The 14,696-nt window shown below is 43.4% G+C and carries 14 protein-coding genes; 5 read left to right on the top strand and 9 right to left on the bottom strand.

All coding sequences use genetic code 11. The features are described from left to right. Nucleotides 1-48: 48 nt before the first annotated feature. Entirely contained in the window at nucleotides 49-717 is a 669-nt protein-coding gene (gene rnt / locus AC0VYI_RS16770; RefSeq protein ID WP_199475236.1) for a ribonuclease T, read from the bottom strand. Between the two features lie 93 nt (nucleotides 718-810). On the opposite strand from rnt, the gene AC0VYI_RS16765 reads away from it, so the two are divergent. The 4 genes from AC0VYI_RS16765 (at nucleotide 811) to AC0VYI_RS16750 (ending at nucleotide 5,170) form a co-directional block, all read left to right on the top strand. Beyond that, nucleotides 811-1,695 (top strand): flagellar protein MotY, encoded by an 885-nt coding sequence (locus AC0VYI_RS16765; protein WP_475444289.1) that lies wholly within the window; start codon nucleotides 811-813, stop codon nucleotides 1,693-1,695. Between the two features lie 179 nt (nucleotides 1,696-1,874). Continuing rightward, entirely contained in the window at nucleotides 1,875-3,107 is a 1,233-nt protein-coding gene (locus tag AC0VYI_RS16760; RefSeq protein WP_199475240.1) for an argininosuccinate synthase, read from the top strand. Nucleotides 3,108-3,279: 172 nt separating this feature from the next. Next, nucleotides 3,280-4,173, top strand: coding sequence for a ribokinase (locus AC0VYI_RS16755; RefSeq protein WP_475444287.1), 894 nt, complete (start codon nucleotides 3,280-3,282; stop codon nucleotides 4,171-4,173). Between the two features lie 55 nt (nucleotides 4,174-4,228). Then, nucleotides 4,229-5,170: a nucleoside hydrolase gene (locus AC0VYI_RS16750; protein ID WP_475444285.1), complete on the top strand. Its 942-nt coding sequence runs from the start codon at nucleotides 4,229-4,231 to the stop codon at nucleotides 5,168-5,170. Nucleotides 5,171-5,351: 181 nt separating this feature from the next. On the opposite strand, the gene AC0VYI_RS16745 is transcribed toward AC0VYI_RS16750, so the two are convergent. After that, entirely contained in the window at nucleotides 5,352-5,669 is a 318-nt protein-coding gene (locus AC0VYI_RS16745) for a hypothetical protein (protein WP_199475246.1), read from the bottom strand. A 165-nt stretch (nucleotides 5,670-5,834) separates the two neighbouring features. Beyond that, nucleotides 5,835-7,172 carry an omega-aminotransferase AptA gene (aptA, locus tag AC0VYI_RS16740; protein WP_475444283.1) on the bottom strand — a complete coding sequence of 446 codons (1,338 nt, stop codon included), beginning with the start codon at nucleotides 7,170-7,172 and terminating at the stop codon, nucleotides 5,835-5,837. A 482-nt stretch (nucleotides 7,173-7,654) separates the two neighbouring features. Here aptA and cqsA point away from each other — a divergent pair, with 482 nt between their 5' ends. Then, entirely contained in the window at nucleotides 7,655-8,875 is a 1,221-nt protein-coding gene (gene cqsA / locus AC0VYI_RS16735; protein ID WP_475444281.1) for an alpha-hydroxyketone-type quorum-sensing autoinducer synthase, read from the top strand. Nucleotides 8,876-8,961: 86 nt separating this feature from the next. On the opposite strand, the gene AC0VYI_RS16730 is transcribed toward cqsA, so the two are convergent. From AC0VYI_RS16730 to rsxD, 6 genes are all read right to left on the bottom strand, one after another. Continuing rightward, nucleotides 8,962-10,002 (bottom strand): response regulator transcription factor, encoded by a 1,041-nt coding sequence (locus tag AC0VYI_RS16730; RefSeq protein ID WP_475444279.1) that lies wholly within the window; start codon nucleotides 10,000-10,002, stop codon nucleotides 8,962-8,964. Next, nucleotides 10,003-11,055, bottom strand: coding sequence for a sensor histidine kinase (locus AC0VYI_RS16725; RefSeq protein ID WP_475444277.1), 1,053 nt, complete (start codon nucleotides 11,053-11,055; stop codon nucleotides 10,003-10,005). Nucleotides 11,056-11,488: 433 nt separating this feature from the next. Further along, nucleotides 11,489-12,124: an endonuclease III gene (nth, locus tag AC0VYI_RS16720; RefSeq protein ID WP_475444276.1), complete on the bottom strand. Its 636-nt coding sequence runs from the start codon at nucleotides 12,122-12,124 to the stop codon at nucleotides 11,489-11,491. A gap of 111 nt (nucleotides 12,125-12,235) precedes the next feature. Beyond that, complete coding sequence (locus AC0VYI_RS16715) at nucleotides 12,236-13,003, bottom strand: electron transport complex subunit E (protein ID WP_475444274.1); 768 nt, start codon at nucleotides 13,001-13,003, stop codon at nucleotides 12,236-12,238. Between the two features lie 8 nt (nucleotides 13,004-13,011). Next, nucleotides 13,012-13,626 carry an electron transport complex subunit RsxG gene (gene rsxG / locus AC0VYI_RS16710; RefSeq protein WP_199475270.1) on the bottom strand — a complete coding sequence of 205 codons (615 nt, stop codon included), beginning with the start codon at nucleotides 13,624-13,626 and terminating at the stop codon, nucleotides 13,012-13,014. Then, on the bottom strand, nucleotides 13,627-14,685 hold the full coding sequence (rsxD, locus tag AC0VYI_RS16705; protein ID WP_475444272.1) for an electron transport complex subunit RsxD: 1,059 nt from the start codon (nucleotides 14,683-14,685) through the stop codon (nucleotides 13,627-13,629). Nucleotides 14,686-14,696: the final 11 nt, after the last annotated feature.

Genomic DNA, 14,696 nt, shown 5'->3' with positions numbered 1-14,696 from the left:
GCTTTTTGAGGGCGATATTATTTTCTGAATGACTATTTTGTCGTCTTGCTATTTTCCTGCATTAAAGATGTCCTCCATGGAGCTGTCAGCTTCTGATGTTTTCAATGGCCAGCCACCTAGACGCTTTAATCGATTTACCATTTCACAAAACAGCTCAGCAGTTTTTTCTGTGTCGTATTTGGCAGAGTGCGCTTCTGCATTGCTAAAGGGAATAGAGGCGACTTCACAGGCCTTTGCCAGCACCGTTTGTCCAAAGATTAAGCCTGCTAAGCTGGCGGTATCAAAGCTGGAAAATGGGTGGAATGGATTGCGTTTTATTTGTGCCCGTTCAATAGCGGCGTTTAAAAAACCATGGTCAAAGGCAGCATTGTGGCCAACAAGAATGGCACGTTTACAGCCCGCTGATTTTAATTCTTTACGTACTTTGGAGAAAATTTGCGTTAACGCGTCACTTTCTTCAATATGCGCTCTGTTAGGGTCATATGGGTCAATACCAGTGAAATCCAGCGCCGCTTTTTCTAGATTCGCCCCCTCGAAAGGTTTGACTAAAAATGACAAGGTTTCATGGGTATATAGCTCACCATTTTCATCCATACGAAGGATACAGGCCGCAATTTCTAGTAATGCATCGGTTTTTTGATTAAAGCCTGCGGTTTCAACGTCGATAACAATCGGTAGGAAGCCACGGAATCGATCTTTAATTTCATGGTTTGACAAAAGAAGTTCCTTAATTCTGCCACTTTCTCAATAATGATGGGGTAGATAGATCGGATCATAACACAATTGATAATGCTTGAACGAGATCTCTAAATGGGAATTACCCAACGATTTATAACACGCACTTGTTTTCTGTTCACAAGCAGTATGTTTGTGGCCTGTTCTCAGGCGTCCATACTGTATCAGTCTGGCATCACGGATTCGAAATGGCTGTTATCGGGTGATATTTTTTCATGCAGCTTGAGTCATCCCGTGCCGCATTATGGCGTTGGACATTTTATAAAAGAAGCGGGTGAGCCTATGAAGTTTGTGCTTAAGCCCAATAATGAGAAATTAGGACCGGGACAAGTTTATATCATTTCTCAGGCGCCGGAATGGTCTCCTGGCGTCAAACCCGAAACGCTTGATATTTTGCCTTACCCAGGTTACGGGTTGACGGTTGAGGTAGGGGGTAAAGTGGCGGAACGAATGCTAACCAGTTTGGATCATGGTCGACAACCAATGGTCGCCGGTACGGCTTGGGAAGATCGTCGTGAAGTGGTGGAAGTGAGCTTGTCTAATATTAATTTTGAACCTGCTTATAATCAATTTCGCCAATGTCTGTCGTCTCTATTACCGGTTAATTACGATCAGATTGCTCGTACGGCGGCCTTATTTCCGTCTGGAAAAGTGCGGCTCACCGACAGTATTAAGCAGCGTTTAGATTTGGTGGCGTTGTATGTGAAGCATGACCCGACAGTTGAATACATCTACATTGATGGTCATTCAGATAACGTTGGCTCACGACGTGATAATCGGGAGCTGTCTAAAGAGCGTGCTGAAAAAGTAACGGCGTATTTGCTAAAACAAGGTGTACCAGTCGATAAAATCATTTCCCGTTATCATGGTGATCGTTACCCAGCGGCCAGTAATCGTACGGCAGCAGGCCGTGAGCGTAACCGTCGTGTGACCATTCGTTTAGAAAAAATTGGTAAGTAATGATTGGTTATTCTGCCAAGTCTTCATAAGAGCCCAACGATTCCATTAAATTCAATGACGTGTTGGGCTTTTTACTTGCTAAGGAAGTAGTGAAATCTTACACTAGATAGCCCCTTTTTTTAATTTTTGCGCCGCTGTTTTACTGTGGTTGCGTGACATCGTTGAGGAGAACAGAAAGAATGTCTGACGTGAAGAAGGTAGTGCTGGCTTATTCAGGCGGCCTAGACACTTCGGTAATTGTGAAGTGGCTTCAAGAAGAGTATCAGTGTGAAGTAGTGACCTTTACCGCTGACCTAGGTCAAGGTGAGGAGGTGGAACCTGCTCGCGCGAAAGCTCAAGCGTTGGGTGTTAAGGAAATCTTCATTGAAGATTTACGTGAGGAATTTGTCCGAGACTTTGTTTTCCCAATGTTCCGAGCAAACACTATTTATGAAGGTGAGTACCTTCTAGGTACCTCAATTGCTCGTCCTCTGATTGCTAAGCGTTTGATTGAGATTGCTAATGAAACCGGAGCCGATGCTATTGCTCACGGTGCGACTGGTAAAGGTAATGATCAGGTGCGTTTCGAGCTTGGTGCTTACGCTCTTAAGCCTGGTGTAAAAGTGATTGCACCTTGGCGTGAGTGGAGTCTAACGTCTCGTGAAACCTTAATGAAGTACTGTGAAGAGCATCAGATCCCCGTTGACTTTTCAACTAAGAAGAAAAAGTCGCCTTACTCCATGGATGCCAACTTGTTGCATATCTCTTATGAGGGTGATCAGTTAGAAGATCCTTGGATAGAGTCAGAAGAAGATATGTGGCGTTGGTCGGTGGCTCCTGAGCAAGCACCGGAAACCCCTACTTATATTGAAATTGAATACGCGCATGGTGACCCAGTTGCTATTAATGGTGAAAAAATGTCGCCAGCAACTATTTTAGAAACTTTGAACAAAATCGGTGGTGAAAACGGCATTGGCCGTATCGATATCGTAGAAAACCGTTTCGTTGGTATGAAAGCGCGTGGTTGTTACGAAACCCCTGGGGGCACCATTATGTTGCGTGCTCACCGTGCGATGGAGTCCATCACACTGGATCGTGAGGCCATGCATCTTAAGGATGAACTAATGCCTCGTTACGCAAAAGTGATCTATAATGGTTTCTGGTGGTCTGAAGAGCGCCGTATGCTGCAGGCAATGATTGATACATCTCAGAAATACGTTTCTGGTACCGTGCGCTTGAAATTGTATAAAGGAAATGTGAGCGTTGTTGGTCGTCAATCACCCAATAGTTTGTTTGATAGCTCTATTGCGACTTTTGAAGACGATGCTGGTGCTTACGATCAGAAAGATGCGGCTGGCTTTATTAAACTTAATGCATTGCGTATGCGAATCGCAGCGCAGAAAGGACGTGGCTTTTTAGATTCTGATAAGTAATCCAGTAAAGTCTGGATTTACTCGTCGTCTATGTCTATAAACGCTCTATTCAGGTTGAATAGGGCGTTTTTTATTTTTGTACAGATGGTCAATTATTTTTTAAGCTTGCGTATAATGACTGAAGGGTCATTCCCAGACCACTGAACGCTATTCATCCAGAAGGAAAGATTACATGGCAATTTATAATTTTGGTTCGATTAACCTCGACCACCTTTATCAACTTGATCACTTTGTGCGACCAGGTGAAACCATGGCATCGGACAGTTATCAATGTTTGCTTGGTGGCAAAGGGGCGAATCAGTCTGTTGCCTTGGCGAAAGCGGGGGCTGATGTTAAGCACGTTGGTGCGGTTCATCAAAATGATGCGCAAATTTTGGCACAATTATCTGGCCTTGGGGTGAATACGGACTTGATTGCTAGGCTGGATGTGCCGACGGGTCATGCGATTATTCAACTGAATAAAGAGGCAGAAAATGCCATTATTTTATTTCAAGGCGCGAACCATGCATTGACGGAGGAACAAGTTGATCAGGTCTTAGCCCAAGCCTCGTCCGAAGATTGGGTGTTGCTACAAAATGAGACGAACCTAATCCAATATATTATGCGTCAAGCACAAGCAAAAGGACTGAAAGTTGCCTTTAATCCCGCGCCAATGGATGCTCAATTAGCGAAGGAAGTGCTGCCTTTTGTTGATCTTCTGATTGTTAATGAAGTAGAAGCAATGGACTTAATTGGCGTTAGCGATGTGAATGCGGCAATCGACGGTCTGCCGAAAGCTTACCCTGAATTAGCTGTGCTGATGACACTAGGGAAAGCCGGAGTGCGTTATTTTAATCAAGATGAAAATCTATTTGTTGAAGCATTTTCTGTTAAAGCAGTGGATACCACTGCTGCGGGAGATACCTTTATCGGTTTTTGCCTATCCGCCTTAATGGATCAGTTAAATATGAAAGAAGCACTTACACGCGCTTGTGCGGCGTCTGCTATTTGCGTCACAAGAATGGGGGCTTCAAGTGCCATTCCAAGTATTTCAGAAGTCGATGAGTTTTTAGCCGAACAAGCTTAGTTTGTCATGTCGATGAATTGGCAGACTAAATTTATATAAAAAGAGGAAGTCGAATATGGCTCGTAAAATTATTATTGATACAGATCCTGGCATTGATGATGCTATGGCGATCTTTTTTGCATTCCAAGCGAAAGAATTGGATGTACTGGGTCTTACTACCACATTTGGTAATGTGCCTGTTGAGCTAGCAACGCAAAATGCCATTACTCTAACGGAAATTGCGAAAGTAGATGTTCCCGTTGCGCAAGGTGTTGCAGTGCCATCCGTGATTGAGCCGCGCCCGCATCCAGATTTTGTTCATGGTAAAGATGGGTTTGGTAACATCAATTGGCCTGCTCCCAAAGGTAAAGCCGTCAAAGAAAGCGCGGCACAATTTATTATCGATACGGTTCGTCAGTACCCAGGTGAGGTAACCATTATTGCATTGGGACCATTGGGTAATTTGGCCGCAGCGCTGAAGTTAGATCCTGAGATCGCGGAGCTGGTGGACGAAGTTATTTTGATGGGGGGTACAGCGATTGAATATGGTAATGTGTCGCCTGTTGCAGAAGCCAATATTATGAATGACCCCCATGCAGCAGATGTTGTATTTACTGCGCCTTGGCAAGTGACCATGATCGGTTTAGATGTGACTCATCAGGTGTTACTGGATAATAATGTTCTTGGACGTATAAAAGCTGCCAATCCTGAAGAGGGTGGATTCTTGTACGACTGCGCACAGCATTATATCAATTTCTATAGTAGTCGTTTTGGTGTCAATGGTTGTTACTTTCACGATGCCTCTACGATCGCTTATGCCATGGACCCAAGTATCTTCGGTGTGGAATTAGGGGCGGTGCGTGTTGCTTGTGAAGGAATTGGCATTGGTCAGACGATTTTTGCACCACAAGGTATGGATTTCCCTGAACCCCATTGGAATAATGTGCCGATGACGCAAGTTTGTATGGAAGTTGACAGTGAGAAGTTGTTGAAACTGTTTGAGACAACCTTGTCCTAAGTCGTCAAGTCTTGTTATATGAAAGTGCTAGGCATGATGCTCGCCTCATGCCTAGTCTTTGATTGCTTTTATAATCGTTGTAGCAACGAGCTAGAAGGAAAAGTATTAGGATAAAATGCGAGTGTTTCACGTCGCATCGAGATTATGGATGTAGAGTAGGTGCAGTGCGATAATGATTGGACTAAGAGTTATCTTCAATAAAGGTTTTTATATACGCTAGGTCTTTGGGAGCTATTTTGTGAAAACTGAGCCGGATGTAGTGCTTATTATGTTCGTTTAATACATCTACCAAAGGTTTACAAAGTGCTTTTATGAGAGCTGTTTTGCCTTCATGGATGGCGTTTAGCTCCAGCTTTACCAGTTTCGAACCTTGTGAACCATAGGGAGCTTCCACTTCTATTTGCTCAGAGGATATGTGAGTACAGTGAACGGACATCACCATGCCATTGGTTAAATAGAGTCTTCCAGCCCAAAAACATCTTATGTATGGTGCTTTCATTTTTTTTCTCTTGTGCTTTTACGAAAGTTTACGCTGACAAGTATTATAGGGAAAACACATCCTACGACCAGTGTTCAATCTAGGTATTTTTATGAAATAAAAAAATCCGAACGGTCATTCCGCTCGGATTTTTTACTTTTTGTTTTACCATTTAGGCTAAATCAGTTAGTGCTGTTCCTTTAGGGTATCACCTAACGCATTGATCAAACTGTCCATTTCTAACTTTTCTGTGGTAAACGGCGGTGCTAGCTGAATCGTATCGGCCCCGTAGCGCACATAATAGCCTTTCTCCCACATGCGCATGGCAATTTGAAATGGTCGCTTAGCGGGTTCACCATCAATATGGGCAATGCTCATTCCCGCAGCAAAGCCATAATTTCGAATATCCGTAATGAGTGGACTAGCGGCTTTCAATTGATGGACACATTCCTCCAAAACAGGGCTCATTTCCTTTACCCGATCAATCAAGTTTTGTTGTGTGATTGCTTCGAGGGAAGCCAAACCGGCGGCGCACGCAATGGGGTGGGCTGAGTAGGTATAGCCATGGGGGACTTCCAACATATAATCAGCACCCCCTGTCTCCATAAAGGTGTCATATATTTCCTGTTTGAACGCCACGGCCCCCATCGGAATGGCTCCGTTAGTGACTTGTTTAGCTAGGGTAATAGCGTCGGGTGTTACTCCAAAGGCTTCTGCCCCTGTTTTTGCGCCCATGCGGCCAAAACCAGTAATGACCTCGTCGAAAATTAATAGGATGTCGTGTTCATCACAAATTTGGCGGAGGCGTTGTAGGTAACCAACGGGGGGAATAATCACACCACCGGAGCCTGACATAGGCTCAACGATCACGGCGGCAATATTGGAGGCATCGTGCATGTTAATCAAGTTAAGCAACTCTTCGGCGCGCTCTTTGCCTTTTTCAGGCATGCCTTTTGAGAATTCCGTGCCAGGTACTTGCGTATGGGGTAAATGATAAGACTCAAGACCTTGTCCATATAAAGTACGATTGGCAGGAATACCACCCACACTAAAGCCTGAAACCCCTGCGCCATGGTAGCCCTTAGCACGACCAATAAATTTGGTTTTTGTGCCTTTGCCTTTTTTACGCCAATAAGCGCGAGCAATTTTCAATGCGGTATCCACAGACTCAGAACCAGAGCCAGTAAAAAAGATACGATTGAGTGGAGCAGGCATAAACTCCGTTATTTTCTCAGCCAATAAAAAGGACTTTTCATGGCCAAATTGAAAGGCAGGGGAGTAATCCAGTGTTTTTACCTGTTTCGCGACGGCTTCGTTAATAGAAGGGACGCTGTGCCCTAAACCACATGTCCATAAACCAGAGAGCCCATCAAAGATTTTTCGGCCGTCGATATCCGTGTAATAACGACCTTCGGCTGAGGCAATGATGCGAGGATCTTGTTTGAATTGTCTGTTGCCCGTGTAGGCCATCCAGTGGGCATCTAACTGAGCTTGGGTAAGTTTGGTTTTTGCGATCTGGCTCATAAGGGTGGGTCTCTCTCATCATGAATGTGTATAAGAGAAGCATGATCGGTGAATAATGTTTAATAAATTCAATCTTAATTAATTATAGTTTAGTAATTATTAAACAATAAGCCGCTTTTCTCTTGGTATGTCTTTCTGCCTTATCGGCCTTTGTCAGGTTTCATTACTTTTCGTTACTAGATAACGGATTACAATGAATTGTTGTCCCTATTGTATGGGGATGGCAATGGCTCTCAAAAAATTGAAAAGCTGCATGCGAGGAGCATTGGTCAGTTTTAGCAAATTTTTATTGTGGCCTGTCACCAATAAGGACCAAGGAGGAGGGTTAAGCTTATGTTCTATTTGTGTATGGTGATAACACTTTTTCCTTATCTTACTAAGACGCGCTGACAAAGGTTTGATGGCTGGTCTTTCTGTTCGTTGGCTCTATTCTCTTTTTTGAGTTTTTCAAGTATGCCGCTTTTGGCATAAGGAGAAGAGTAATGACAAACAATATCAATAACTACCCTAATTATTTAGCTGAAAAAGTGAATAAACACGTCCAGCGATGTGAAGACTTGGGGGGGCGTAATCCTTTGCATGGGCTTACAGCAACAGCATCATCAGTTAAGTTCATTAGTAATGATTATCTGTCACTAGCAAATCATCCAGCTATTATTGAAGCGCAGCGGAAAGTGTTAGATGATTCGGATAATTTAATTATCATGTCTTCTATCTATATGCATGGGGATAATCCTCAACAGCGTTTTGAAACTCGTATGGCGGATTTTATGCGGTCTGATGAAGCGGTGCTTTGCCAGTCTGGTTATAATGCCAATATTGGATTAATTCAATCAATTGTTGAGCATACCAATGCCCCTGTCTATATTGATATGATGGCACATATGTCCTTGTGGGATGGCACCAAATTTAGCACATCTCCTGTCTACCCATTTCGTCATAATAATATAGATCATCTTATATCATTGATTGACCGCCATGGTTCTGGTCTAGTCATTGTCGATTCGGTATACAGTACCAATGGTAGTGTCTGTCCTTTAAAAGCATTAGTGGAGGCAGCTTACGACAAGGGCTGTATATTATTGGTTGATGAGTCCCATTCATTGGGAACACACGGGCCTCAGGGGCGAGGTATGGTGGTTGATTATGGCCTACAAGATAAGGTTATGTTCCGAACTGCCAGTTTGGCCAAAGCTTTTGCTGGACGAGCTGGCATTGTTGCTTGTCCAGCTGGTTTTGCGGACTATTTTAAATGCACGGGAAACCCTGCGATTTTTAGTTCTGCTTTATTGCCATACGAAATTGCAGGCTTGGATAAGACATTAGATTTAATTATTACTGCAGATGAGCGACGTGAGCGGCTTCATAGTAACGCTGCCTATCTAAGGAGAGCGCTTAGCGAGTTAGGTTACAATACAAGTGTATCAAGCTCACAGATAATAGGACTTGAAGTGGGAACAGAGAAGCAAACGACAGTGCTGAAAGATGTTTTAGAGGCTAGAGATGTCTTTGGCTCAGTATTTTGTGCGCCTGCAACCGCTAAAAATCGAGCGTTAATGCGTTTATCTGTTAACTCTTACCTAACTATGGATGAGTTAAGATATGTTATCGGTGTTTTTAGGGATATTCGGGAAGAAGTTGGATTAGACCAATGGCGTTCCACTCAAAAACAAACCAATATGCTGCCACTTTGTGTTGCTTGATTTTTATATGATGCTATCAAAAGCTTCGTTATGACTTAGCTTTTATCTTCGGGGCTTTTGATAAAAGTCCCGAAGACTCTTCATTGCTATAAGAATTTAGCAGGCAAATCACCTTGCAGATACTGTTGGAAAGAAAAACACTGTTCTGTCTGAAACGTTGAAGGAATATCTTTAGCATGGATGAAGGATGCTAAATAGGTTTCCTGTCCGACAATTTGGACACAGGGGTGCAAGTATTTTTGCCAGTCTTCTTGTCTATCTGGATGATAAAAACCATCCAAACTTGAGAACAGGGGGACTTTATCGTGCTTTTCTAAGGCGGTAATCAGCATCTCTGGTGCATTACTATCGGCGGCCAGCTCACTATGTGCTTTCATGTCATCCTGATTTAGAATCAACAGCCTATGGGTATTGCCACATTCGTCCAACAACAGAAAATCCAATGAAGCGGAGTTGGAATGGGTATTAAGATGGTACTCTACAATGTTTTTTTGCTCAATAATAGAAAAGAAGTATTCCACAATCGCAGGGTCGTCAATTAGAGGGCAGCTTACTTTTAAGCTTTCTCGAATGACTCGTGTCATGTCATTAAAATACTCTTGCTGGTAACGGTCAATTAGCCGATTTATTTGAGCAAAAACGTTTAGATCACTCTTTTTCAGGTAATAGTCAATGATCTTATTGTTTAGGGCTTCAATGGCAATTTGTTCATCGGCAACTCCTGTTAGAAGTATCTTTTTGACATAGGGATTATTAATCGCTTGACAGACATCCAAGCCATTGTAGCTCTGTCCCGGCATAGCGTAGTCGGTAACAAGGATGGATGGCTCGGAAAAACGATCACCATCATGGGTTTTATGTAAAATGGACTCGACGTCCAGCTTATAGTGATATGAGTAGGGAGTATCGCTCAGCCAGCCTTTGTCGTTTTCAACCAAAGGGCGATACTGAGTTCGCGTGTTAATATAGTCTATTGCCGCTTTAGGATCGACAAAAGTTTGATATGCCACATTGGCTTCTAATGCCAATGGGATGCTGTTTAGAAAGGCCTGATGGTCGTCTAAAAACACCACAGTAGTAGGGTGGTAGTAGGCATCAATCATTTTTTTATTGAAGTTAAGCATCATTTAAATTCCATCTTTTTTCAATTGCTTAGGGAAACTCAACACAAACTCTGTGTATTCCCCAAGCTCAGAATAACACTTAATTTTGGCATTAAAACTGGTTAATACCTTCTGACAAAAAGCCAACCCTATTCCGGTTCCCGAGCTTATACTTTGGTTTCCGGAAGAGTAAAAGTTATCAAATATTAACATCCTATCCAGTAGGGAAACCCCCTTACCGTTATCTCTAAAATGAACATGGTTTGCACTAGTATCATTATCTAGAACGATTTCAATACTGGACTCTGCCGCTCCTTTTGTAAAGGTTAGGGCATTTTTTATTAAATTGAAAATAACATGCATCATCAGTATATTCGACCCATAAAATGTAAAGTTGTTGGTCAGGTCTGTTTTAACGATTTGTTTGCTTCTAGCTGAATCAAACGGATAACGATACAGAGCTTCCTGTATGATTTCTGCCATAGAAAAATAGCCAAAGTTATCAGTATTTGGTTCTGTTTTTCTCAAGTTCATTAACAGCATATCGATAATGGTATTTGAGTGCACGACTTCTTTTTCAATATGATGAACGGACTGTTCTAAGGCCTTCAATGCATCTGGTCTTATCGGGTTAATGGCGAGATTATTAGCTCTAGCTAGCTCATAGCCATGTAGCAATTTAGGGAGGTGCTTATGTAAGCCGTATGTATTGTTCTGAATGGTCATCAGAGGAGTGCGTAGCTCATGACAGATTTCAGCTCCTACCGATGCGAGCACTTTAAGTTTTTCTTGTTTAAGCTTGTATGGAAAATAGAAAGTTATACTGGCTGTGACTATTAGGAATAAATAGACGGGTAACTGACCAAGATAGTTTTCTAGCATAATGTCATCTGAAGTAGCAGTGTACGCAATCAGAGCCAGTGAGAATCCTATAGAAAATAGGGTAATAAATAACACCCAATTATAGGCTAGCAATATTAGTAAGGCCAAACCAGCCATCATAGACATTGACCAAGCCAGATTGCCATTATTTTTGAGTAACATAAATCCAAAGTAGAAGGGTAGTGCATAAACCATTGTAACGAACCAATAGAGGTGAATGTGCCGTCGCATCCATTGTGGCCAGAAACGTATTAAACTGATTCCCCCAAATAAAAGGCTACCCAAAAGGCGTAATGTTATGTTTTCGTAGGGTTGTGGAAACACATATGTCCATATCAAATAGTACAAAGGAAATCCAAATAGTCCAATCATGCCAATGTAAAAAGCGTGATGGGGTAAGAAATACTCTGTGCTTTCTACACATGATCGCTTGACATGGCTATAGATTGCATGAAAAAACGTCTTTATGGACTGCATCTATTTCCTCCTTGAAAGCGACTAATGAGACGTTATATGTGAGCTATAGTACCTGTTTTATTGTGTGTCGTCTCAGGTGGAAGTATATATTTTGTCCTTTTTATGCTGTTCTGGTGTGTAAATTCACGTCTAACGTATCTGCTGTGCTTAGCTAGATAGACGTTTTCTCTTTAAACTCGCATAAATCTTCGATGATGCAGGCGGTGCATTTGGGTTTACGTGCCACGCAAATGTAGCGTCCGTGAAGGATCATCCAGTGGTGAGCATCCAATAAAAATTCTTTTGGGACAAATTTTAGGAGTTTTTGCTCCACTTCAAGCACGTTTTTTCCGGGGGCGACCTTAGTGCGGTTGGCGAAACGGAAGATATGGGTATCCACTGCCATAGCTATTTGGCGGAAGGCAGTATTAAGAACCACATTCGCGGTCTTTCGACCCACGCCAGGCAAGGCTTCGAGTTCTTCGCGTGTGTCTGGAACTTCGCTATTGTGCTTTTCGACAAGTATTTGGCAGGTTTTGATGGCATTTTCAGCTTTGGCGTTAAATAAGCCAATGGTTTTGATGTAGCTTTTTAAACCATCAACTCCCAGTGCAAGCATGCTTTCAGGGGTGTTCGCAACGGGAAATAGCTTTCTGGTCGCTTTATTGACGCTTACATCGGTGGCTTGCGCGGAAAACAATACTGCAATTAACAACTCGAACGGCGAATTGTATTCTAGTTCTGTCACTGGGTTTGGGTTCTCAGCGCGAAGGCGAGCGAAAATCTCGTAGCGTTTTTCTTTATTCACTGTCTGTCTCTTAAATTGGCATCAAGTCTGTTTTGATCATTACGAATCTTATCATTAATGCTGTTTTTGCCAATAATATTGTCATTAACTCTCTTTACTATTTATATAAGATTAAGACGTTGCTTGACCAGTCACTCGAACGCGCTTAGTGGTAACAGGAGTTTGAGTTGACTTTTGTTCGGCAAGACGTTTTTTCTGGCGCTCATCCAGATAATTTTTCATCGCAATTAAAATGCCTAGACCAATAAAGGCGCCAGGAGGTAACAGGGCAAAGAGTACATTGGGGTAGTCATGAAAGACAATGATTTTCCAGTGAGCGGCGCTGCTACCGAAGAGTAGTTGCATATTAGAGAATAGGGTACCTTGACCAATTAACTCACGCATCCCACCAAGGACGATCAATATTGAGGTAAAACCGAGCCCCATCATCATGCCGTCTAGAATGGAGGGGAGCACAGGGTTTCGGCTGGCAAATGAGTCGGCACGGCCAAGAATAACGCAGTTGGTTACAATCAAAGGGATAAAGATGCCGAGAATCTGATACAGCTCGTAGGTATAAGCTTGCATGATCATCTGAATACAAGTGGTGAAAGAGGCGATGATCATCACGAAGGCGGGTAGTCGAACCGCATCAGCGACATAGTTTCGAATCAATGACACGGCCATATTCGAACCCATTAATACTGCAGTCGTTGCAAGACCAAGACCAAGGGCATTCACTACGGTACTGGTGACCGCTAACATTGGACACAACCCTAGAAGTTGGACCAAGGCGGGATTATTTTTCCACAGGCCGTTGTAGATGATCTCAGTGTAATTAGCGCTTGGCTTATTGTCTGGTGTGGCATCACTGGTTAAGATTTGCTCGTCTGCACTCATGGCTTTTCCTAACGCGCTAATAGCGAGTCTTTGTGTTGTTTAAAATAGATCAAGGTGTTTTTAATACCGCGAACCACTGCCCGTGGTGTGATGGTTGCGCCAGTAAACTGATCAAAATCACCGCCGTCTTTCTTGACGTTCCAGCCAGCTAACCCGGGGTTACCCAAAGAGTGGCCATTAAAGCTCAAGATCCAGTTAGATTTTTTAATATCCACTTTGTCGCCAAGGCCAGGGGTTTCGTTTTGACTAATGACTCGAGCTCCGGTCACAATACCGTTTCTGTCTACTGATACTAATAATCCAAGAGGGCCATTATAGCCACCAGGGGCGACGGTTTCGAATATAATGGCACTGACTTGGCCATTTTTTCGAGCAATATGGATTTTGACAGGTGCCCCGCCTAATAGTTTGTCCGCTGGCAGTATAGCGGTGTCCTTGGTGAGATCGTTGTCATAGCGATTAGCGGGTAAAATATCATTAAATGCAGCGATCTGCGCTTTAAGCACATTATTGGCGATGGTGTCTTTGGTCACCAAGTGAATGGTGGCGATCAAGCCTGCGGTGAGAATGGCAAAAATGCCCAAACCAATGCTGTTACGACGTATAGAGGCAATTAAGTCCACTTAGTTATCCTCTTTAATGGTTAGGCCCTTTTTGGCTTTCTTATGGCCATAGGTGCGAGGCTGCGTGTAATAGTCGATCAAAGGGGCAGCAAAGTTCATCAGCAATACACCAAAAGCGACGCCATCTGGATAACCACCCCATGTACGGATCACATAGATTAAAATGCCGATTCCAGTCCCATAGACCAGTTTTCCACGGTTACTGGTGCAGGACGTCACTGGATCGGTGGCGATGAAGAAAGCACCTAACATGGCGGCACCAGTGGTTAGGTGAAACCAAGGTGTTGCCGCATGATTGGGATCAATCAAGTAAAAAACACCAGAGATGACGGCCAAAGAGGAGAGTACAGCCACTGGTGTATGCCAAGTAATGATACGCAATACTAATAATATTAAGCCGCCTAATAGATAGGCACTGTTTATGAAGAGCCAGCTACTCAGATTGGCGCCTTTTAATGAGACGATGTTGTTAAACGCAGCGGTGCTAGAGAGGCTGTCTTTATGTTTGAACCCATCCAATGGGGTTGCCATGGTGTAAGAGTCAATGCTGGGCAAATGGTGAAAGATGGCTTGCAGGCTTTGTGATAGGGACATCATAGAGCCCGATGACACCATGTCAGAAGCACCCACCCATTGGGTCATAGGAACAGGAAACGACACTAGGACAATGGCATAACCCACCATCGCAGGGTTAAACGGGTTATTTCCTAAACCGCCATAGAGCTGTTTCGCAAAAATCACTGCAAAGGCTACGGCTGTCACTGTTACCCACCAAGGCACGCTAGGAGGTAAGGCAATGCCAAGCAAGACGGCAGTAAGTAGGGCACTATAATCCGTTAAAAAAAACACAACGGAGCGACGGCGCATCGATAAAACCGCCGCTTCAGAAAGCAGTGCTGTGATGGCGGCGATAGCAATGTTGATTAGGGTGCCCCAGCCAAATAGCCAGGATTGCACGGCGATACCGGGTATCGTTGCCAAAATAACCATGAGCATCACCCAAGAAGTGCGACGCCCAGCCCGTTGTGTGTGTGGAGAGGTAATCCTCAATAGTGCCATTTAACCATTCT

Source organism: Marinomonas sp. 63XJN7_9_ISO-PGPR-S23-217, from assembly GCF_056173515.1.
Note: the sequence above shows the minus strand (reverse complement) of the source record. Positions and strands in the feature narration are given on the sequence as shown.